This is a genomic window from Bacillus sp. AFS012607, from assembly GCF_002558005.1.
Lineage (GTDB): Bacteria > Bacillota > Bacilli > Bacillales > Bacillaceae_G > Bacillus_A > Bacillus_A thuringiensis_S.
On the sequence record NZ_NTVM01000009.1, the window covers coordinates 113,007 to 135,123 of the forward strand.

Genomic DNA, 22,117 nt, shown 5'->3' on the forward strand with positions numbered 1-22,117 from the left:
TTACGCACCTAACATATCTTGAATGTCTGACTTTAATACGTCAGCTTTCGGACCATATACCGCTTGTACACCTTTATCTTTTACAATAAGCCCTAAAGCACCATTTTGTTTCCACTGTGCTTCTGGTGCAACAACATCTAAGTCTTTTACTGTTACACGTAAGCGTGTCATACAAGCATCTACGTCAGCAATATTTTCTTTTCCACCTAATAAATCGATAACTTTTGTTGCTAATGAACCGTCTTGTACATTTCCTGTTCCTTCTGATGCCTCATCTTCATTATCAATATAGTTACCTGCACGCCCTGGTGTTGGTAAATTGAATTTTTTAATTAAGAAATTAAATAGTGTAAAGTTAAGACCGAAGAACACTAATGAAACAATAACAAAGTTGATTAAGTCTCTTGTTAAACCTGCATTAACCATCATTGGTGTACGAGTAATTAACTCAATAAATCCAAATGCATGAACACGTAAGTTAATTAAATCAGCTAGCGCGAATGCAAGTCCTGTTGTAATAGCATATACAACATATAATACTGGAGCAATAAACATGAACATGAATTCAATTGGTTCTGTTACACCTGTTAAGAATACTGCTAATGCTGCTGATAAAAACATTGGTTTATATTTTGCACGCTTTTCTTTATCAACGTTACGGAACATCGCAAATGCAATCCCCATTAACGCTGCTGTTGAGCCGATAACTTGTCCAGCTTTGAAACGAGCTGGTACAACGTTATTTAATAAATCGTTATATGCCTTCGTATCTCCATTTGCTAATAAATTATTTAAATCTGTAATCCATGCAAGCCATAATGGATCTTGTCCTGCTACAACTTGTCCAACTTTTGAACCAGTTAGCATCGTATATGTTCCGCCTAGCTCTGTATAGTTCATCGGAATCGTTAACATATGGTGTAAACCAAATGGTAATAATAAACGCTCTAACGTTCCATATACAAACGGTGCAACAACTGGTGCACTATCTTTTGAAGCTGCAATCCAGCGACCAAATTCATTTAACCCACTTTGGATGAATGGCCATAGAAGTGATAATACAATCGCAGTAACTGTAGACCAAAGAATTACAACGAATGGCACAAATCGTTTTCCATTAAAGAATGCTAATGCCTGTGGCAGTTTATTATAGTTATAATATTTGTTATATAGATTAGCTCCTAAGAAACCTGTGATAATCCCCACGAAAACTCCCATGTTTAATGCTGGTGCACCAAGTACAGAAGTAAAATAATCTTTTACAAGTAAATCTCCTGCTATTACTGAAGAAACTGTCGCTTTTGAATCCGCTAACATTTGAGCGTTTACGCCAAATATAGCTCCTGTAATTCGGTTTGTTAAGACGAATGCTAATAGTGCTGCAAATGCACCGCCTGCACGATCCTTCGCCCAAGATCCCCCAATTGCTACTGCGAATAAAATGTGTAGATTTGTAATGATTGCCCAACCGATGTCTTCCATTACGCGAGCAATTGTATGAACTGCGTTAACATCCCCAGCAGACATCCCAATTAACTTACCGATGGAAATCATTAAACCGGCTGCTGGCATTACAGCTACAACAACTAATAACGCTTTCCCGAACTTTTGCCAAAAATCAAAAGACGTAATTTTCATCTGTTCTTCCTCCCCTTTATTTATAACAACATAATGATTTAAATTGTAATTTCTGTTCCCTTTATGAAAACGATTCCTTATATTACTTTATTTTTATCTTTACGCAACCGTTTTCATAAATCTATTTTAATAAAAGCGTTTTCACTTTGCAATAGAAATTTATTTTTTTTCATAAAAAAAGATGCTCAAAGAGCATCCTTTTTTATTATGAAATGCGATAAACCCTTGTTTCATAAGGTTTTAAAGCAATTGTTGTTACTTCTTCATGTTCCGCAACTTCATAGTTATTTAAAAGCAAACGTTTGCGTTCTAGTGCAAATGAACCCTCATTATACACAGCTTCCTCTTTTGAGATATTACTAATTACAATGACTTTTTCATCCTGTAACGTACGTGTATATGCATAAATTTGTGGATCGTCTTCTAAAAGTAAATCGTACGTACCATAGTTCAGTACATCGTGCTCTTTTTTCAGGGCAATCATTTTCTTATAGAAATTGAAAATAGACTTTTCTTCATTTTTTTGCTTTTCAACATTAATTTCTTTGTAATTTGGATTCATGCTAAACCAAGGTGTACTTGTTGTGAAACCAGCATTCATCTCATCATTCCACTGCATAGGTGTACGTGAATTATCGCGGCAAGAAGCCCATATAATCTCCATCATATCTTGATGTGGTACGCCCTCTGCAATTTTCTCGCGATATAAATTTTTAATTGCTACATCATCGTAATCTTCAATATTTGGTAACTGAACATTTGTCATACCAATTTCTTGGCCTTGATAAATAAACGGTGTACCGTGCATAAAGAAATACATCGCCCCTAGAGCTGTTGCACTTTCACGCCAATATTGTTTGTCATCTCCCCATGTTGAAACGATACGTGGTTTATCGTGATTCTCAATATATAAAGCGTTCCATCCTTTATTTTCTAATCCTTTTTGCCATTTCGTTAATACTTTTTTCAATCCTACAACATCAAGGTCTTTCTTCTTCTCTGCATCCCATAAACTTAAATGTTCAAACTGGAATACCATATTGAACTTACCTTGCTCTTCTCCAACCCAAAGCTCAGCATCTTCAATCTTAACGCCATTTGCTTCACCAACAGTCATAATATCGTACTTAGAGAATGTATTTTCTTTTAGCTCTTCTAATAAAGGTTGAATACCTTTCACATTCATATGTTTATCAAAAGATGGCACATATTTTAACTCTTTTGGATTTGGCATATCCTTAAAGCCTTCTTCTTTTTTAATATGACTGATTGCATCAACGCGGAAACCATCAATACCTTTATCAAGCCACCAATTAACCGTATCATATAGTACTTCGCGAACTTCTTTATTCTCCCAGTTCAAATCTGGTTGTTTACGTGAGAATAGATGTAAATAATATTGTTCTGTTTCTTCATCATATTCCCATGCCGAACCATTAAAAATACTTTCCCAGTTGTTTGGCTCCGCACCATCTTTACCATCATGCCAAATATACCAATCACGCTTCGGATTATCTTTAGATGAACGTGATTCAATAAACCATGGATGTTCATCACTCGTATGATTAATAACTAAATCAATAATAAGCTTCATATCACGCTTATGAACTTCATCTAGTAAAGCATCAAAGTCTGCCATTGTACCAAACTCATCCATAATATCTTGATAATCACTAATATCATAACCATTATCATCATTAGGCGACTTATACATTGGACAAATCCAAATTACATCTATACCTAAGTCTTTTAAATAATCCAGTTTTGCAATAATACCTTGTAAATCTCCAATACCATCACCATTTGAATCCATAAAGCTTCGTGGATAAATTTGATAAGCAACTGCTTCTTTCCACCATGTCTTATTCATAGTCCTTCTCTCCTTTTGCATCCCATCAGAATTTTATGCAAACGTTTTCGTAACACTATCATAACAAAATATGAACAGTTTGCAACTGTTTTCATTGAACTCTATGTAGATTCTTTATTCTTATGCTTTATTTATTTCTCACAAAGGTAAATCTCATTCTCCACCTCTCCTTGTCCACGCGTATTACAGACATTTTTCATATATTAATAAAAAGCTCTGATTATTTTGGAAAGGAGTAAGAAATTGAAGCAAACAAAATTAACAGGTCGTATCGTTGTTCCCACAGATCCTGACTACAATGTAGCCCGAATGAATTTAAATTTAAGTATTCCAAAACTCCCTTGTATTATTGTTTTTTGTCAAAATAACAAGGATATCTGTAACGCCTTAAAATGGGCACGTGAACGTCATATACCATTTCGGTTAAGAAGTGGACGTCATAGCTATGAAAATTTTTCTCTTTTAAATAGAGGACTTATTATTGATGTGAGTGAAATGCATCGCATTACTGTTAATACAGAGAAATTAACAGCAACAATTGAGGCTGGTGCAAATCTTGGCACTGTTTATAAAGAACTTTGGAATTACGGTGTTACAATTCCTGCTGGTACAAGTGCAAGCGTTGGAATTGTTGGATTAGCACTTGGCGGTGGTATTGGTATGCTTTCACGCTTATTTGGATTAACATGTGATCAATTAATGGAAGTGGAAATGGTACAAGCGTGTGGAAAATTTGGTGCAAAACCCATTCGTGCAAATGAACAAGAAAACTCTAACCTTTTTTGGGCATGCCGTGGTGGCGGTGGTGGAAACTTCGGAATTATCACTTCCTTAACTTTTCGAGTCCACCCCGTAAAAAATGTATCAATTTTCTCAATTACATGGGAATGGGAAGACTTTATTGCTGCATTTCAAGCGTGGCAAAACTGGGCACCTTATATAGATGAACGTCTCACTTCATCGATCGAATTATTCGCCAAGCAACGAAATAAAATCGAAGCACAAGGCGAGTTTGTCGGTTCTCCCTCTGAACTCCATTCCCTATTATCCCCTCTTCTTGAAACTGGCAGCCCCTCTCTCTTTATAGAAGAAGTTCCTTATATAAAGGCTGTCGAATTTTTTAATGGCGGTAACATCCCTGAAAATTTCAAGCGCTCTGGTTCCTATGTCTATAAACCTATTCCCCTTAAAGGCATTCAACTCATGCAATACTTTCTTTCTCATGCCCCAAATAAAGATGCTAGTATTTGGCATCAATCGCTCATAGGTGCTGTTGAAAATATTTCGCCGAATGAAACGGCTTATTTTCATCGTAAAGCAATTATTGCCCAAGAATACATTACCTCTTGGAAATGCGATGATGAAGAAAATCGAAATATACGCTGGGTTAAAGATTTACGAGAAAGCTTAGATCCTTATACACTAGGTGACTATGTGAACTGGCCCGATATCGACATTAAAAATTGGCAAACTAGTTATTATGGCTCTAACTTTCACAGATTGCGTAAAGTAAAAACTATGTATGATCCTTGTGATGTTTTTCATTTCCAACAAAGTATTCCTCCTTTTCATACGTGAAAAAGAGGATAACATAAAAAAATCATCCAATATACCGTTACCTCACAGTATGTTGGATGATTCAAGTTGATTTTCTATATCGTTTCAAATTCTTGCTCCTACTCATAAACTTTTACTTACAGATTAATTGTATTTCGTATCATTTTCATGCAATGAATGTAATTTAATATTTGGTACTTTATCTTTTTCCATACCTCTATTATAAGAAACAGGAACTTGAAATTCGAATTGCTTTGTCTCATGTTTTTGTAAATAGACTGGTTTCGGTACTGGATAGCTTTTTGAATTCTCGTTTGCATTATCATATAAAACAACTTTTAATGCTTGTGAATGATTACGATAATTTTTTAAAGTAACAATGCACTTCGGTTGGATATTATCTCCATTTTTCTCCATTCTACACTGGCTATCTTCTTTTTTATATTCTATTGCTTCTACCCCTGTTTTTCCTGCATAGTACCATGTTTTATTCAATGTCTGGAGGATTGTATTTAAAATAAACGGCATCATTACAATCAAAATACTAATGCCTACTACTTTTATCTTATTCATTTTTCTAAATGTACTAGACTCCTTTTTTCCTAGCCATTTTAAAAATAATATAAATGCAATTACATGTAGTATGAAAGAAACAATCAATATATTTGAGACTTTATAATCCATATAAACATACGTATGTATCGGAACCTTATAGACATTGAATAGTTTTTCCCCAATTAATTCATTATCATTTGGAATTTTTAATAATAACAAAACCCCTATACTGTAACAAATAGCTACTAATCGATCATACTCAATACGAATCATTCTTTCTCCCCTTCACTTTGTTTTTTATTATCGATTTTAGCTATTATTACCATACTATACAATCTTTTTATAGAGGATAACGTAAAAAAGTTCCTTATAAATATATAAAGAACCTTATTAATATACATTATGAATTAAAAAATCAATATACAATTTTCACATTGAGATTTCTTCAAAATATGTTGGATTGTGTATTGTAATTTTTTTATCTAAAATTGTAACAATGCTATCATTTTTTAATTGTTTTAATACGCTGCTAACTGTCTCTCGAGATGTTCCAGATATTTTGGATATTTCAATTGTTGTAAGTGGACATGAAATTACAATCTTTTCCCCACTCTGTTCTCCTAAATCCTGCATTAAATAATTTAACGTTTGGATAACACGATCTTGTGCATTAGGAATTGTAATATTTTGCACTCGATTTTCATTCAATTTTAATATAGATGATAATTGCTGAACAACGTACATCAATTGCGTTCTGCTGGATTTTACCATATCTTCAAAGATTACCGTTGGAATATAATATACCTCCACATCCGTCATTGCTTCTGCTGTATAGTTATATCCTCTGTCTGTAAACATACCACCATAAGGAAAAATAGAATACCGCTTTACATAGTCATCGTATAATAAGTTCCCATTTTGATTAACCCGCTCTAACTTTACAAAACCATCTAACATGAAGTAAATTCTTTCCCTTGAATCCCCTTCTAAAAATAAAAATTGACCTTTTTTATAAGTTCGCCAATAAACAAACTCTGTTAAGCCTTTCAATTTTTTTTCTGTTAAATGAGCAAATAATTCGAACTGCTTTAAGTCTTTCACTACGTTCCGTCTATTCATAAAATTCCCTCTCTCTTGCTGTATGTTGGAGCGAAAAATCAAGAAAGCGTATTCAATTTGAATTTTATCATAATTAACTTATATATTCAGATTTCATCATGAAAACTTTATGAACAATGAGTACAAAAAATATTAATAAATAAAAAGAATGAAGTTATTAACCTCATTCTTTTTTTTACTACTAAGTAGCGTACATAATAATTTAAACATACATGCATACATTCTGTTTTGAAATAATAGTACCAGCTTTTTCTTCTAGTGCTTCATATACTTTTTCTAAAGACGTAATAATTGTTTTTCTTTTTGGATTTGTATTAACAAAATTAATAGCAGCTTCAATTTTTGGAAGCATGCTTCCCGCAGCAAATTGTTGTTCTTCAATATATTCTTCTAATTGATTCACTGTGACATGCTCTAATTTTTTTTGATTCGGTTGATTATAATTTACATACACATGATCAACTGCAGTTAAAATAACGAGCGTATCGGCATCTACTAATTCTGCTAATTTCTGCGCAGCGAAATCTTTATCGATAACCGCTTCAGTTCCTTTTAACCCTTCTTCGGAATCAATTACTGGAATTCCACCCCCGCCAACAGCTATCACTATGTTTCCATCTTCCACCAAAGAATTAATCACTTTATGTTCATGAATACTTACAGGCTTCGGTGATGGAACAACACGTCTCCATCCTCTACCAGCATCTTCTTTAAACACTGCTTTTGTTTCATCCATTAATCTTCTGGCCTCTTCTTCTGTATAAAAAGGACCAATTGGTTTAGTTGGATTTTTAAATGCCTCATCTTTTTTGTCCACAACAACGCGCGTTATAACCGTTGCTACATCTTTTTGTATATTCCGTTTTTTTAATGCCTTTTCAATCGCATTTTCCATCCAATATCCAATCATCCCTTGGCTCATTGCCCCACAAGTATCTAATGGCATTGCAGGTGTCTTTTCCGTTTCTGCAGCTTTTTGCTGTAATAAAATATTCCCCACTTGTGGGCCATTTCCATGCGCAATTACTATATCCACATCATTTTCCATTATTTTCACAAGTTGTTCCGCCGTTTTTTCCAACGCTTCTTGCTGCGCTCCCGCAGTAGCTTCTCCAGACTGTATCGCATTTCCCCCTAGTGCAACTACAATTTTTCTTCGTGCCATATTTCAGCCCTCCAGTTCATTTCGCTTTCACAGCGCTTTATAAAGTAATACTGCCTGTAATTAATCCATAAATCGCAAAGAATGCTAAAGCACCAATTGCTACGGATGATGCTAATTCCACTCGAGTAAATATTTGCTTCGAACTCTTTTGCTTTTGAACATTGTAAAAAATAAAAATACCTGGCGCATATAAAGTCATTGTTAATAATAAATACTCTAAACCAGCTGCATAAACTAACCACACACCATAAATACTTGCTATCAAACCAATTATTATATTTTTATTTCGATCTACTTCTTCAGATTTTAAGCTATGCTTCAGTTGATAAAATGCTGAAAAAGCATATGGAATTAAAATGGCTGAAGATGCTAAAGAGAATGCAAAGTTATACGCCTGATCAGAAACGACGAATGTTAACAAGAATATTTGAATTAAACCATTTGTTATCCATAATGAATTTACTGGAGCCTTATTTTTATTTTCTTTTGCGAACCATTTTGGAAATACTCCATCTTTAGCCGCTAAATATGGAATTTCAGAAGCGAGCAAAGTCCAACCTAACCAAGCACCTAATACAGAGATGACCAAACCTAAATTTATAAAGATAGCACCCCATTTTCCAACAACACTTTCAAATAAATAAGCCATAGCTGGATTTTTCAAACCAGCAATATCTGCTTGCTGCATAAGTCCAAGAGACAATAATGTGATTAAAATGTAAATGATGAGTGTACCAATTAAGCCAATAACCGTTGCTTTCCCTACATCACTTCTATTTTTTGCTCGACTGGATAAAACAACCGCCCCTTCTACCCCAATAAATACCCATAGAGTTACAAGCATTGTACTTTTAACTTGGCTGCCAACTGCTCCCCATGAAAAAGAACCAGTTTGCCCCCAAAATCCATCTAAGAATGTATCAATATGAAACGCGAAGATTCCTATGACAATAAATACAAATACAGGTACTAATTTTGCGATTGTAGTTACTAAATTCACAAGTGCTGCTGATTGAACTCCACGTAAAATTAACATGTGAACACACCACAATAATACGCTTGCACCAATAATGGATTCTACATTTTGACCGCCTTCAAAGATCGGGAAGAAATATCCTAATGAAGAAAATAATAATGTACCGTAAGCTACATTCCCAAGCCAAGCAGATAGCCAGTATCCCCACGCACTATTAAATCCCATAAAATTACCAAATCCTGCTTTTGCATAGCTAAAAATACCACCATCTAAATCTGGCCGTTTTACAGTTAGATTTTGAAAAGATAATCCAAGTGCAATCATCCCAATTCCTGTTATAACCCAGCCAATAATAATGGCTCCAGCACCAGCACCTTTTGCCATATCACTCGCTAAATTAAAGGCTCCACCGCCAATCATAGACCCAACTACAAGAGCCGTTAGTGTAAACAACCCTAATTTCTTATCTTCACCCATTCCACTCACCTCTCTTTAATTGCAATAACAATACAAAAGCAATAGTGAATGATAGTGTCTAAAGGAGGAGAAAGAAGAAAGGAAGACTCCCTTTCTTCTTTACTCCATGTTTCCTAAAGTAGCTGCCATAACCGCTTTAATTGTATGCATTCTATTTTCAGCTTGATCAAATACTTTTGAATGTTTACTGCGGAATACTTCGTCAGTTACCTCCATTTCTTTCAACCCATATTTCTCGTAAACTTCTTCGCCATACATCGTTTCAACATCATGAAATGCAGGTAAACAATGTAAGAAAATCACGTTTTCATTCCCTGTTTCTTTAATCATTTTCATATTTACTTGATAAGGTCTCAATAACTCGACACGTTCAGCAAATTTTTCTTCTTCCCCCATAGACACCCATACATCTGTATAAATTACATCTGCATTCGCAACAGCTTCTTCCACATTACTTGTTATCATTACCTGTTCATTATATTTTTTTGCTAAATCAATTACTTCTTGTGCAGGCCATAAAGATTCTGGTGTGCAAATACGTACATCCATTCCAACGATTGCTCCACCAACTAGTAAGCTATTAGCAACATTATTTCGTCCATCTCCAACGTAAACGAGCTTCACATTTTTCAACTTCCCTACATGTTCTCTAATTGTTAATAAATCTGCTAGTGTTTGTGTTGGATGCCACATGTCTGTTAATCCATTCCAAACTGGCACACCAGAATTTTGTGCTAAAGATTCTACAGTCTCATGATTAAATCCACGAAACTCAATTCCGTCAAACATACGCCCTAACACTTTTGCTGTATCCTCTACGGATTCTTTTTTCCCAAGCTGAATATCACCTTTCCCTAAATATTCAGGATTCGCCCCTAAATCTGTACATGCTACTGTAAATGCACAGCGCGTACGAGTGGAGGTTTTTTCAAATAAGAGCGCTACATTCTTATCTTCTAAATAATGATGCGGGATACCATTTTTCTTTTTCTCTTTTAATTCTGCTGCCAAATCTAGAAAATATAACAATTCTTCTTGTGTAAAATCTTTTTCTGCTAGAAAGCTTCTTCCTTTTAAATTTGGTCTAGTCATTAACATACTTCATCCCTACTTTCTCCGTTATTTATACTAAATATCTTTACGAACAATTGGCATACTCATGCAACGTGGACCCCCACGACCACGAGATAATTCCGAACTTAGCACTTCAATTACTTCTATACCGTGCTCCCGTAATAACGTATTGGATACATAGTTGCGATCATATGTAACAACTACACCTGGTGCGATTGCTAATGTGTTCGAGCCATCATTCCATTGTTCACGAGCAGAAGCAATTACATCTCCTCCTCCACATGGAATAAGAACTAATTCACTTAAGCCTAATACCTCTTTTAATGCTTCCATTAAAGAAGTACGATGTGTAATTTTAAGAGTTTCCTCATCTGATCCTTTTTCTAAAATATAAATATTCATATTCCCTTTTGGCCCTTGAATGGCTGGATGAATTGTAAACTTGTCATAATCAACCATTGTAAATACTGTATCTAAATGCATAAATGCTCGGCATTTTGGAATTTCTATTGCTAACACTTTCTTAATTTTATTTTGTCGGCTAAAGAGATTTTTAGCTAAACGTTCAATTGCTTTAGCTGAAGTACGAGCAGACACTCCAATCGCAATTGTTTCTTCATTTAAAATTAGCTCGTCGCCACCTTCAATTGGAAATTTATAATCACGATCTAACCAGATTGGTACATTATGTTTTGCAAATCTTGGGTGATATTTAATGATGTACTCCATGAATAATGATTCACGTCTACGCGCTGGTTCTCTCATCTTATTTATCGTTAAGCCATCGCCCACGCTAGCTGCTGGATCACGAGTAAAATATAAATTAGGCATTGGATCTAAGTAAAACGGATAATGATCTTCCATTAATTCATATAAATGTGTCTTCTTACTTGTTTCAATTTCGTTTTTCCGTACACCGCCCATAATTTTTTGAATTAATTCTTCATTTGAAAAGGAAAGTAAATATTCTTTTAAAGTTTGATGTGCAACATTTACGTCAGCCTGTCCTTCTTTTAAAATACGATCAACAAATTCTTCTCGAAGTTTTTTATCTACTAACGCCTCAGCGGCTAGTTTTTCTAAATAAAGAACTTCAACACCCCGATTGCGTAACGTTTGTGCAAAATAATCATGCTCTTTTTGAATAATTGGTAAGTATGGAATATCATCAAATAATAATTGCTGCAAATAATCTGGCGTCAAGTTTTCCACTTCTTTACCCGGTCGTTTTAATAAAACCGTTTGTAATTCCCCAATTTCTGAAGTAACATGTATCGGATGTTTCATTTGTTGTACCTCCTTTTAAATATGTTTGATGTCTTACAAGTACATAATAAATGCTCTGCACTTTCATCTTTGTGAAAGCATCCACATTATCATTGTGAAATATTAAACAAGTTATTTTTTTAAAATCATACGAATTTGTATTTTTATAACAAACTCTCTCGCTTTTTCAATAAAAAACACATATATTACGCATATATGTTGAATATTCAACTTCCGTATTTAAACAAAAATCCTGTTTTTAATTTTATTAAAAACAGGATTTTTACATCTAAATAATTAAATTTAATCTTTCTTCTATAATCTCCCTATCTGATTTCGACTGTGAAATTATAAGGCATGTATCATTTCCACATATACATCCTATTTTTTCTTTCCAATCTAACTCATCAAATAAAACACCAATAACATGTGCATTACCAGGTAATGTTTTAATAACCATTAATTGATCTACACAATCAATTTTCACAACAACTTCTCGTAATTTTTTCTTTAACTTTATATCAGTTTGTAAATGCTCTTCTGAGAAAACTTTATATATCATTAATCCTTCTTGAGAAGGTACCTTCGTTAAGTTTAACTCACGAATATCGCGAGAAACCGTAGCTTGTGTTACTAATACATCTTTTTTTGCTAACAATTCTACTAATCTTTCTTGCTTATCTATTTCATACTCCTTTACAAATTGTTTAATTAACCGTTGTCTTTTTTCTTTTTTCATAAAAGACACCCCTTTTAATATTATAGCTCGCTATAATTTTCATCCGAAAGGGAGAGAAAAGAATGTTGCGGAAACGTTCATAGTTTAACTGTAAATATTAAATCAAACTAAATAAAAAAGAGAAGAACAGCATTCTGTTCTTCCTTTTACATTGAAAATCGTTCAATTGTTTGTTTCAAATCAGTTGCTTGCTTCTCTAAATCTTTTAATAATTGATCGATTACTATCATATTTTTAGACTGTTGTAGCGTCACACGCGCCACTTCTTGCGAACCAGCTGACGTTTCTTCAGCAATTGCTGCTACAGCTTTTGTTTGTGCTCCTGTTTGATGAATGTGGCTCAATTGTTCATTCATATAACTACTAATTTGCTGAGTTGCATCGGCTACTTCCATAACACTTGATGACATTTCTTTTAAAATTAATTCCGTAGCTTCCCCACGTTTCGCCTCTTCTTTAGCTATTTTCACTTGTTCTGTCATTTTCATTGCAACTTGTTGTACTTCATCTTGCATATTCCGTAATAACTGAGATATGTTTCTTGCAGAATGATCACTTTCATCAGCAAGTTTACGTACTTCTTCCGCAACAACCGCAAAACCTCTTCCATGCTCTCCTGCGCGAGCTGCCTCAATAGAAGCATTTAGTGCTAATAAATTCGTTTGGCTAGCAATCGCACTCACAACAGACACAATATGTTCTACTTGTTTCATTCGTTCTTCTAACTTCTGTACATTTTGCATTGAATCTTCATTTTCTTTTGCCAATGTTTGAATACCTTGAATTAAAGACGTAAAGACACGAGTACTATGCCCTAAAGCTTGAACCATTTCTGAAGACAACGTATCAGACTGCTTCGCTTTTTCTTCTACTTCACTTGCAATAGACGTCGTTGTATCAACAGCAGAAACAATTGCTTGAATTGATGCTGCTGATTGCTCAGCGCCTGAAGAAATCTCTGCAAGAGTCTCAGATACACCTTGCGCTTGTCTCGTTGCTTCTCCTGTTTGTTTTCTAATCTGCTGTACTTGATTGTTTGTATAAGAAAATGTTGTATCAATATTTTTTACCATGCCCCTTAAGTTTCCTAACATCATATTAAATGCAACACTTAAAGATTTAATTTCATCATCTGTCTTCGGTAATGGAACATCTTCACGAATATCACCCTCAGCTGCTTTTCTTGCCGCTTCCTCTAACTTGCGAAGTGGTTTAATTAAAAATACGGCTGCTCCATATGCTAAAATTCCAGACCATACTACCCCTAATAACATAACGATAATATTATATACAGTTTGACTTACATAACTTTGAAAATAATCGTATATCACGTAAATAAAAAATATACTTGTTGAATATGTAATAAAAGCTAAAACTGTAGTGAATAGCATAAGTTGTGTACGTAATCCAAAAGAAAATGTTTTTCTTTCTTTTTCCATCTTCCCTTTCCCCCTTTTTATAAGCAATATAAATACTACCTATATATTATTATCCATATTTTCATTATAGAAGGATATAGAGATTTTAAAAATCATTATTTCTTTGAATATCAAATTGCACGAAAAAAATAAAGGATTCTGACAATTTATGACTAATAACAGAAATACGGGGCAACATTTGTAAAATATATTTTTAACTGGGGGTTTTGTATGATTCAAGTTCGAAATCTAGTAAAATCATTCGGTTCACTTGATGTGTTAAAAGGAATTGATTTAGAAGTAAAAGAAAAAGAAGTTGTTGTTTTAATTGGTGCCAGTGGTTCTGGTAAAAGTACATTACTTCGCTGTCTTAACTTTTTAGAAATGTACGATGAAGGCGAAATTCACTTACAAGGTGAGCGAATTGATCCAAAGCATTCAAATTTAAATAAAGTCCGTGAAAATGTCGGTATGGTTTTTCAGCACTTTAACCTCTTTCCTCATATGACCTCACTAGAAAACATCATAGAAGCACCTATTCATGTAAAAAAATTAGAGAAAGCAAATGCACAGGATATTGGAAATCAACTTCTCCAAAAAGTCGGCCTTCAAGATAAAGCGGATGTAACTCCTCATCTTCTTTCAGGTGGTCAAAAACAGCGCATTGCCATTGCACGAGCTCTTGCAATGAGCCCTAAGATTATGCTATTTGATGAGCCTACCTCAGCTTTAGACCCTGAACTTGTTGGAGAAGTATTGCAAGTTATGAAAGAACTTGCTGAAGAAGGGATGACAATGGTTATTGTTACTCATGAAATGAATTTCGCAAAAGATGTAGCTGATCGCGTCATCTTTATGGACGATGGAAAGATTGTAGAAGATGCTCCGCCAGCACAATTCTTTTCAGCTCCATCACATGAACGAGCAAAACAATTTTTACGTAACGTTTTATAATGTAACTTCTGTTTCAAACGAAAAGGAATACATTCATACGGTGCACAACTAATCATCCAAATAAAATATTTCAATAACATACTGAAAAACATCCGTATGATCAATATATAGGAGGGGTTTTATGAAAAGAAAACTATTAACCATTGTTGCGAGCATTACACTATGTACATCCTTCATACTAGGAGCTTGTAGCAAAGAAAGTTCTACTACTTCATCAAATGGTGAAAAAGAATTTCGCTATGCGATGAGTGGATTATACAAACCTTTTAACTATAAAGAAAATGACGGCAAACTTGTCGGTTTTGATGTAGAAATCGGTGAAGCTCTTGCTAAAAAGATGAACATGAAGGCTACGCCAGTTACAAACCCATGGGAAACGCTAATTCAAGGTCTTCAAGCGAAGAAATATGATGTAATACTGGGTAGTATGGCAATTACAGAGGAGCGCTTAAAAGCTGTTAGTTTCTCAAATCCGTACTATCGCTCTGGCGCCCAAATTTTTGTAGCTAAAAAGAATACCGCTATCTCTTCTCCAGAAGATTTAAAAGGTAAGAAAATTGGTGTTGTAAAAGCTAGTACCTTTAAAAATCTTGTTGCAAAATATACAGATCAAATCACAGAATATGACAGTGATATTACTGCTCTTATGGATTTAGAGCCTGGGCGTGTTGACGCAGTAATTACGGATCAAATGGTTGGTCTACGTATGATAAAAGAAGGAAAATCGAATATAAAAGAAGCCGGAAAACCATTAAATCTTGATGAAATGGGAATTGCTATTCGCAAAGATAATAAAGAAATGGTTGAGAAAGTAAATAAAGCGTTAGATGAAATGATTAAAGATGGTACGTATGATAAGATCAGTAAAAAATGGTTCGGACGTAATATTCTTGGTGAAGAGGAAAAAACGAAGTAAGTAAGTTAGCCATTCAAAAGATTCATAAACAGTGCCCCACTGATTAAGTGTTCATTTTATGTGGGGCATTTCATTCTCTACTAAAATCTATACAATATGAGGTGAAACGCATGTTTGAAATTTTTATCTCTTCCTATCCCACACTCTTAAAAGCTACTATTGTCACATTACAATTAACATTAACTTCCCTAGTACTCGGTTCATTAATTGGATTATTATTCGCTTTCTTTCGAATCTCTAACAATAAAGTTTTAAATAGTATCGCTCATGTCTACATTGCTATTATTCGTGGTACACCTTTAATTGTTCAAATTGCCATTCTCTATTTTGGAATTACATCTGTTGTTGTTTTCACCCCTTTTTGGGCAGGAGCAATCGCTTTAGCAATTCATAACGGTGCATATATTACGGAAATTTTCCGTGGATCTATTCAATCCGTTGACCGAGGACAATTAGAAGCAGCTCGCTCTTTAGGCATGCCTTATCCTTTAGCTATGCGACGAATTATATTACCACAAGCATTTCGTCTGTCTCTTCCTCCTCTAGGAAACCAATTTATTATCGGATTAAAAGATTCTTCACTTGTTGCTTATGTAGGAATGTCCGAATTATGGGGATCGGGTTTATCAATTGCAGCAGGTAACTTCCAACAATTAGATACTTACATAATCGTTGGTGCATACTATCTCGTACTTGTTCTTCTATTTACTTATTTTGTTAATCTTTTAGAAAAACGATTACAACGAAAAGAAACTAACTCCTTCCAAGTCAATAAAAAGAACAAAAAGGAAGTTTCTTTATAAGAAAAAGCAAGCCTGAGATGGCTTGCTTTTTCACTGCAAAAATATATTAATTTTTACTGATTTATTTTTTTAATACTCTCTTTTTCTTCTATATGTTCCTCACGATATGAAATATTATGAGGGTCTAAGCCATTTCCTAAAGAACCGTAGAAATGCTCTCTATGCGGATCAACTAATTCACTTCCGTGATAATACACACGTGGTGTATTCCAAAGTGCTGCCAATGCTTTTGTCATCGGCATTTCGTGATAACGTTCCGGCCACATTTCTTTAATCTTCTCTTTTACTAACGGATAGTATTTAGAGCTCATAGCAGGGAACAGATGATGTTCTGTATGATATGAGAAATTGAAATGCAAAACGTCTACCCAGCGCGGCACTGTTACTGATAAGCAGTTTGCTAACGGATCATTTACTGGAACAATTGGATTTAAGCGGTGATTTGTTGCGATATATGCCATTACAATAAAGTTAGCAATTAACAACGGAATGACATATGCAAATAACCATTTTCCAGGTCCCATAATAAACAATAAACTAATCCAAACTGTCCAAGGCAAAAGAAGTTGAAGCCATACAGATTTTTGATTGGATGACTTGAACTCTTTTATAAAATGAAAGAACATTCGAGTCGAATGCAATGTAAATTGAATTGTTAGTGACAGAAAACTAAAGAATGAACGTACATGTAGAGGCATACGATATACCCAACTCAAAAACTTACTCTTCTTAAGTTTCTCAAGTGTCGGCCATGCATCCGGATCATTCTCTTCATGCTGTGTATGAACATGATGCGTTGCATTATGCCACTTTCTCCAAAGCTTTGGCCCTGTTGATAATGGCATAAATGCAATCGCTCCTAAGAAGTCACGAAGCCATGCCTTTCTTACAACAGTTCCATGTAAAATTTCATGCCCTAAAAATCCTAGTGAAGCAAAACATAATCCAAGAACAATCGCAATTCCTAGATTCGCCCACACATTCAATTCAAATACACCAATCGATATTAATCCCGACAATGCCACAAGCAAATAAGCCAATCCACCAAATAAACGAGTAGGCACTGGTTTAAATGCTTTTTTCGGCAAATGTGGTGATACACGTGCTGCATACCACCCAAATGTATGAAGCTCCTTCATCCTTTTGCCCCTTTCTTATGCCGCGCCTTGCGCAACTTACATATATCAATTCTTGCTTCCAGATTGATTTTACTAAATGATCCAAAAAGCATGTATTATAAGGAAAATATACTCACTCTATCGTCACTTATTTTTCGCTTTTATTATCAATGAAAAACATTTCTCTTTTTACTCTCTATCAACCTTTCCACATGATGAATCATAACAATAGAATTTCTATATTGTCAACAACTTTTATGACCTAGTAATAAAAGTTGGTTATATTTTTATAATCATACTTTATTTCACTAAAGAAAATGTATATATTACATAAGGATTTATCCACTATCTATAGACATTTTCTTAAACGCCATAGACCCTATCTCATTCAATAAATCTCTATGTAATCAACAAACAGAATCACTTGAATTTAGTTTTATATAAATCCTACTTCTTCATAATGCCCCACCTAATTAATTATATCAAAATAATTTATAACCTCTTTTAATAAAAATAGACTTCTTCTAAAACAACACACATGAATTTCATATAATATGGAAATATTAAAAGGAAAATTGTTCTAAAATCAGGAGGTTTCAGCAATGACAAGTGATACATTTCCACAACTGCCGCTATCTTATTGGATTGAATCTACTCAGTTTCCTACTTTCCCTCGTTTATCCGAAAATATAAAGGCGAAAGTTGCTATTATCGGTGCTGGTATTACAGGTATTACTACTGCCTATTTACTTGCAAAAGAAGGCATCGATGTTGTTTTAATTGATTCTGGTCGTATTTTAAACGGGACGACTGGGCATACAACAGCGAAAGTAACAGCACAACATGATCTTATTTATGATGAATTAATAAATCACTTCGGTGTAGAAAAGGCCGGGCTTTACTATGAATCAAATAATCAGGCTCTACAATTCATAAACGAAACTGTTCAAACATATAAAATCGACTGTAATTTCTCAAATGAAGATTCATATTTATATACAACTACTGATAACGGATTAAGAAATTTATCGAAAGAATATGAAGCTTATCAAAAATTAAATATACCTTGTGATTATGTTCAATCTCTATCGATTCCTATTCCAGTACAATCTGCACTTGTCATGAAAAATCAAGCACAATTCCATCCCCTTCTTTATTTAAAAACACTTTTAGAAAAGTTTGTGGAGATGGGTGGAAAGGTCTACGAACAAACAACAGCTATGGATGTGGAAAAGGGAGATTATCCACAAATAATTACAAAAGAGGGCCATCATATCACTTGTGAATATGTTGTCTCTTGTTCACATTTTCCTTTTTATGATGCGAATAGCTTTTTCTTTACGCGAATGTACGCAGAACGCTCCTACGCTCTTGCAATAAAAGCCAAAACAGATTATCCAGGTGGCATGTATTTAAGTATTGATGATCCAAAGCGCTCCTTACGCTATATAACAAACAATGGAGAGAAATTAATTTTAATTGGCGGAGAAAGTCATAAAACAGGACAAGGAATAAATACGATGCTTCATTATGAAGCACTCTATTCTTTTGCTGAAGCAACTTTTGGAATAGACGAGGTTCCTTATAGATGGTCAGCACAAGATTTAATCACTCTAGATAAGCTTCCTTATATCGGACATATTAACGAAAGAAATCCAAATATATTTGTTGCAACTGGATATCGCAAATGGGGAATGACAACTGGAACTGCTGCCGCTCAGCTACTGAAGGACTCCATCCTAAAAGTCCACAGTCCCTATAAAGAACTGTATGCACCATCACGCTTCCATGCAAATCCAGATATAAAAACGTTCCTCTCCCAGAACATTGATGTTGCGAAACATTTAATTGAAGGAAAGATCGAAACCGCATTACGTAAGCCAGAAGATCTCGAAGTTGGTGAAGGATCTGTCGTACATGTTAACGGTAAACGAGCAGGTGCTTATAAGGACAAAGAAGGAAAATTACATATCGTCGATACAACTTGTACACATCTCGGCTGTGAAGTTGAATGGAATAATGGTGATTGTACCTGGGATTGTCCTTGCCATGGTTCTCGTTTTTCAATTGAAGGAGACGTTCTTGAAGGTCCAGCAGATCAACCGTTAAAACGAGTTGATAATGAGTGAACAAATAAAGAAGTTCAACNNGTTGAACTTCTTTATTTGTTATAAAACCTTTTCAGATAAATTTCAACACAGGGAGGAAAATATTAACATTAAATGAAATAATATATTCATCTACAAATTAAAAAGGGGGGGAATATTATGCAACCTTCAGCTCCACCTCATCTAGAATCTACAGAAACTATCTTTTCAAGCTCTATTACAAAACTTGTTGTTTTTATTTGTTGGCTAGCCATTTTAGCTGATGGATATGATTTAGGTATTTACGGTGCCGTTCTACCAAAGCTCCTAGAAGACAAAAGCTGGGCGCTATCACCATCGCACGCTGGCACAATTGCAAGCTATGCTTTATTTGGGATGTTTATTGGGGCTATTCTAGTTGGAACGATTACAGATCTAATTGGACGTAAATGGACGCTTATATGCTGTTTAGCACTTTTTTCTATCACAATGGGTTTAGCGGCTATCGCTCCTTCTCCTGAGTTATTTGGATTATCTCGATTTATAGGAGGAATCGGATTAGGCGGTGTTATCCCAACAGCTTCAGCACTTACTGTTGAATATTCACCCAAAAAAAGGAAATCTTTTATTTATGCTCTTATGTTTACTGGCTATCCTTTAGGTATCGTGTTAGGTGCTATTTTGTCTATATTTATGTTAGAAGATTTCGGATGGAGAATTATGTTTGGTATCGGAATGATTCCACTACTCCTCATTCCTTTCATTATTCGCTATTTACCTGAGTCCATTCAATTTTTATTATCACGTAATCGCCAAGAAGAAGTGAACCAAATTCTTAATCGTTTTCCAATTGAATTTCATGTGAAAAATAAAACTCATCAAGCTCCATCTACTATACAAAAGAAAAATGGATTTACTACGTTATTCTCAAAAGAATACATAAAAGCAACGCTACTTTTTTGGATCACTTATATAATGGGAATGTTTTTAATATACGGTTTAAACACTTGGTTACCACAGATGATGCGCCAGGCAGGATATCCTCTTGGGTCTAGTCTGTCATTTCTACTTATGCTAAATATTACCGCAGCTATCGGCGCATTATTCGCTGGAGCAATTGCTGATCGTATAGGAGCAAAAATTGTTATTAGCATCTCTTATCTTATGGCAGCTATATGTATCGGACTATTAACAATCAAACCATCTGTTACAATCATTTATCTTTTAATTGGCCTTGCTGGTATTGGATCAGTCGGTATTACTCAAATATTAAATGCATATGTAACACAATACTTCCCATCACATATCCGAGCTACCTCCTTAGGCTGGGGACTGGGGCTTGGCCGAGTTGGTGCAATTGCTGGCCCAATTCTTGTCGGTATTATTATGACAATGCAATATGACTTAGCATGGAATTTTTACTTATTCTCCTTTGCAGGTCTTATCGCAGCTATATCTGTTTTCTTCATTCCTACAAAATAAAAAGGGCACAAACTTACTTGTGCTCTTTTTCATATGCTTCAAACAACATATCTCGAAACAATGTATTTAAACTCTCAATATCGATTCCTGATCCCTTTTCAATTCCTTTTACATATTCCTGATAGTAATGAATTTGTTCTTCTAAAAATTGATTTAGCACCTTAATTTTCAATCCAACATCTAATTCAGTACCTGCTTTTTTCTTTATTAACAACTTTTCAATTTCATCTAATACACTACGTTCTAATGATAATTCTGTAATCAATCGGTCAAATTCTACAGGAGGTAAAGTCGTTTTCTCTTCTAGCCACTTACAAGCTAAAATGGGACGTAATACATAAAAGTACTTTTTCAGCTTTACATTCTCACCTTGCAAAAATTCACGATAATTTTTCGACGCCATATGTAAATAATGATATATCGTTGCTTTTGGATCAAAATTCTTCTCACTCATCTGTTGAAGTAGTTCTGGAAAATTAGAGTTTTTCGAATAAAAAATTGGTGATCGAATCCACTCAAGTAAAGCAGGATTCGACTTCGCGAATAGTTGCAATGCCTTTTTAATATCCCAACCACTTATATCTAAATCATCGCTAATTGGATATTCAATTACATCTCGTTTATCATGAATTGATAAATACCATTCTACTGGATGTATATAAATAAACCTAACATCATAATCGCTATCTTTCGATGGAAACCCCCAAGCACGACTCCCTGATTCCACCGCAAATAAAATTTTCACATCATTCTCTTTTTCAATTCTTTCTAACTCCAACTCGATTTTCTCTCTCATTTCATAACAACTCCATTTTTTGATTATTTCCTTGGAAATTCGACAATACACTATTAATTTTACTACATACTAAAAAAACTGTCAGAAATTACTGACAGCCTAATGAA

The 22,117-nt window shown here is 34.5% G+C and carries 17 protein-coding genes and 2 pseudogenes; 6 read left to right on the top strand and 13 right to left on the bottom strand.

Annotated elements, in window-relative coordinates; all coding sequences use genetic code 11:
• Together CN409_RS09765 and CN409_RS09770 are read right to left on the bottom strand one after the other, a co-directional pair.
• Entirely contained in the window at window positions 1–1,638 is a 1,638-nt protein-coding gene (locus CN409_RS09765) for a PTS transporter subunit IIBC (protein ID WP_000705569.1), read from the bottom strand.
• A gap of 205 nt (window positions 1,639–1,843) precedes the next feature.
• Entirely contained in the window at window positions 1,844–3,508 is a 1,665-nt protein-coding gene (locus CN409_RS09770) for a glycoside hydrolase family 13 protein (RefSeq protein ID WP_001044700.1), read from the bottom strand.
• 243 nt (window positions 3,509–3,751) lie between these two features.
• On the opposite strand from CN409_RS09770, the gene CN409_RS09775 reads away from it, so the two are divergent.
• Entirely contained in the window at window positions 3,752–5,086 is a 1,335-nt protein-coding gene (locus tag CN409_RS09775; protein ID WP_000814907.1) for an FAD-binding oxidoreductase, read from the top strand.
• Window positions 5,087–5,209: 123 nt separating this feature from the next.
• On the opposite strand, the gene CN409_RS09780 is transcribed toward CN409_RS09775, so the two are convergent.
• From CN409_RS09780 to CN409_RS32795, 9 genes and pseudogenes are all read right to left on the bottom strand, one after another.
• Window positions 5,210–5,893, bottom strand: coding sequence for a hypothetical protein (locus tag CN409_RS09780; protein WP_000619192.1), 684 nt, complete (start codon window positions 5,891–5,893; stop codon window positions 5,210–5,212).
• A 156-nt stretch (window positions 5,894–6,049) separates the two neighbouring features.
• Window positions 6,050–6,739, bottom strand: a complete 690-nt coding sequence (locus CN409_RS09785) for a Crp/Fnr family transcriptional regulator (protein WP_001081906.1) — start codon at window positions 6,737–6,739, stop codon at window positions 6,050–6,052.
• Window positions 6,740–6,941: 202 nt separating this feature from the next.
• A complete protein-coding gene (gene arcC, locus CN409_RS09790; RefSeq protein ID WP_000113953.1) occupies window positions 6,942–7,904 on the bottom strand; it encodes a carbamate kinase in 963 nt (320 codons plus the stop codon).
• 37 nt (window positions 7,905–7,941) lie between these two features.
• The gene (gene arcD / locus CN409_RS09795; RefSeq protein WP_000503413.1) at window positions 7,942–9,357 is read right to left on the bottom strand and encodes an arginine-ornithine antiporter; all 1,416 of its coding nucleotides are present in this window, start codon (window positions 9,355–9,357) and stop codon (window positions 7,942–7,944) included.
• Between the two features lie 99 nt (window positions 9,358–9,456).
• Window positions 9,457–10,455 carry an ornithine carbamoyltransferase gene (gene argF / locus CN409_RS09800; RefSeq protein WP_000930283.1) on the bottom strand — a complete coding sequence of 333 codons (999 nt, stop codon included), beginning with the start codon at window positions 10,453–10,455 and terminating at the stop codon, window positions 9,457–9,459.
• Between the two features lie 30 nt (window positions 10,456–10,485).
• The gene (gene arcA, locus CN409_RS09805; RefSeq protein WP_000682331.1) at window positions 10,486–11,718 is read right to left on the bottom strand and encodes an arginine deiminase; all 1,233 of its coding nucleotides are present in this window, start codon (window positions 11,716–11,718) and stop codon (window positions 10,486–10,488) included.
• Between the two features lie 268 nt (window positions 11,719–11,986).
• Window positions 11,987–12,436 carry an arginine repressor gene (gene argR, locus CN409_RS09810; protein ID WP_000711826.1) on the bottom strand — a complete coding sequence of 150 codons (450 nt, stop codon included), beginning with the start codon at window positions 12,434–12,436 and terminating at the stop codon, window positions 11,987–11,989.
• A gap of 146 nt (window positions 12,437–12,582) precedes the next feature.
• Window positions 12,583–13,155 (bottom strand): annotated as a pseudogene (locus tag CN409_RS32790) (methyl-accepting chemotaxis protein); the annotation flags it as partial.
• Between the two features lie 369 nt (window positions 13,156–13,524).
• Window positions 13,525–13,875: pseudogene (locus CN409_RS32795) on the bottom strand (HAMP domain-containing protein); the annotation flags it as partial.
• A gap of 210 nt (window positions 13,876–14,085) precedes the next feature.
• Here CN409_RS32795 and CN409_RS09820 point away from each other — a divergent pair.
• From CN409_RS09820 to CN409_RS09830, 3 genes are all read left to right on the top strand, one after another.
• Window positions 14,086–14,808, top strand: a complete 723-nt coding sequence (locus CN409_RS09820; protein ID WP_000616926.1) for an amino acid ABC transporter ATP-binding protein — start codon at window positions 14,086–14,088, stop codon at window positions 14,806–14,808.
• A 121-nt stretch (window positions 14,809–14,929) separates the two neighbouring features.
• Entirely contained in the window at window positions 14,930–15,724 is a 795-nt protein-coding gene (locus tag CN409_RS09825) for an ABC transporter substrate-binding protein (RefSeq protein ID WP_097980817.1), read from the top strand.
• Between the two features lie 47 nt (window positions 15,725–15,771).
• Window positions 15,772–16,527, top strand: coding sequence for an amino acid ABC transporter permease (locus CN409_RS09830; RefSeq protein WP_003255986.1), 756 nt, complete (start codon window positions 15,772–15,774; stop codon window positions 16,525–16,527).
• A gap of 53 nt (window positions 16,528–16,580) precedes the next feature.
• On the opposite strand, the gene desB is transcribed toward CN409_RS09830, so the two are convergent.
• Complete coding sequence (gene desB / locus CN409_RS09835; RefSeq protein ID WP_000661228.1) at window positions 16,581–17,666, bottom strand: Delta(10) desaturase DesB; 1,086 nt, start codon at window positions 17,664–17,666, stop codon at window positions 16,581–16,583.
• 581 nt (window positions 17,667–18,247) lie between these two features.
• On the opposite strand from desB, the gene CN409_RS09840 reads away from it, so the two are divergent.
• Together CN409_RS09840 and CN409_RS09845 are read left to right on the top strand one after the other, a co-directional pair.
• Window positions 18,248–19,774, top strand: coding sequence for an FAD-dependent oxidoreductase (locus tag CN409_RS09840; protein ID WP_000199973.1), 1,527 nt, complete (start codon window positions 18,248–18,250; stop codon window positions 19,772–19,774).
• A 138-nt stretch (window positions 19,775–19,912) separates the two neighbouring features.
• Window positions 19,913–21,214, top strand: a complete 1,302-nt coding sequence (locus tag CN409_RS09845) for an MFS transporter (RefSeq protein ID WP_097980818.1) — start codon at window positions 19,913–19,915, stop codon at window positions 21,212–21,214.
• A gap of 13 nt (window positions 21,215–21,227) precedes the next feature.
• Here CN409_RS09845 and CN409_RS09850 read toward each other — a convergent pair whose 3' ends face one another.
• Entirely contained in the window at window positions 21,228–22,010 is a 783-nt protein-coding gene (locus tag CN409_RS09850; protein WP_001208229.1) for a nucleotidyltransferase domain-containing protein, read from the bottom strand.
• Window positions 22,011–22,117: the final 107 nt, after the last annotated feature.

Coding starts and splice junctions, on each gene's coding strand:
- CN409_RS09765 (WP_000705569.1), bottom strand. CDS start 1,638: ATGAAAATTACGTCTTTTGATTTTTGGCAAAAGTTCGGGAAAGCGTTA.
- CN409_RS09770 (WP_001044700.1), bottom strand. CDS start 3,508: ATGAATAAGACATGGTGGAAAGAAGCAGTTGCTTATCAAATTTATCCA.
- CN409_RS09780 (WP_000619192.1), bottom strand. CDS start 5,893: ATGATTCGTATTGAGTATGATCGATTAGTAGCTATTTGTTACAGTATA.
- CN409_RS09785 (WP_001081906.1), bottom strand. CDS start 6,739: ATGAATAGACGGAACGTAGTGAAAGACTTAAAGCAGTTCGAATTATTT.
- arcC (WP_000113953.1), bottom strand. CDS start 7,904: ATGGCACGAAGAAAAATTGTAGTTGCACTAGGGGGAAATGCGATACAG.
- arcD (WP_000503413.1), bottom strand. CDS start 9,357: ATGGGTGAAGATAAGAAATTAGGGTTGTTTACACTAACGGCTCTTGTA.
- argF (WP_000930283.1), bottom strand. CDS start 10,455: ATGTTAATGACTAGACCAAATTTAAAAGGAAGAAGCTTTCTAGCAGAA.
- arcA (WP_000682331.1), bottom strand. CDS start 11,718: ATGAAACATCCGATACATGTTACTTCAGAAATTGGGGAATTACAAACG.
- argR (WP_000711826.1), bottom strand. CDS start 12,436: ATGAAAAAAGAAAAAAGACAACGGTTAATTAAACAATTTGTAAAGGAG.
- CN409_RS09820 (WP_000616926.1), top strand. CDS start 14,086: ATGATTCAAGTTCGAAATCTAGTAAAATCATTCGGTTCACTTGATGTG.
- CN409_RS09825 (WP_097980817.1), top strand. CDS start 14,930: ATGAAAAGAAAACTATTAACCATTGTTGCGAGCATTACACTATGTACA.
- desB (WP_000661228.1), bottom strand. CDS start 17,666: ATGAAGGAGCTTCATACATTTGGGTGGTATGCAGCACGTGTATCACCA.
- CN409_RS09840 (WP_000199973.1), top strand. CDS start 18,248: ATGACAAGTGATACATTTCCACAACTGCCGCTATCTTATTGGATTGAA.
- CN409_RS09845 (WP_097980818.1), top strand. CDS start 19,913: ATGCAACCTTCAGCTCCACCTCATCTAGAATCTACAGAAACTATCTTT.
- CN409_RS09850 (WP_001208229.1), bottom strand. CDS start 22,010: ATGAGAGAGAAAATCGAGTTGGAGTTAGAAAGAATTGAAAAAGAGAAT.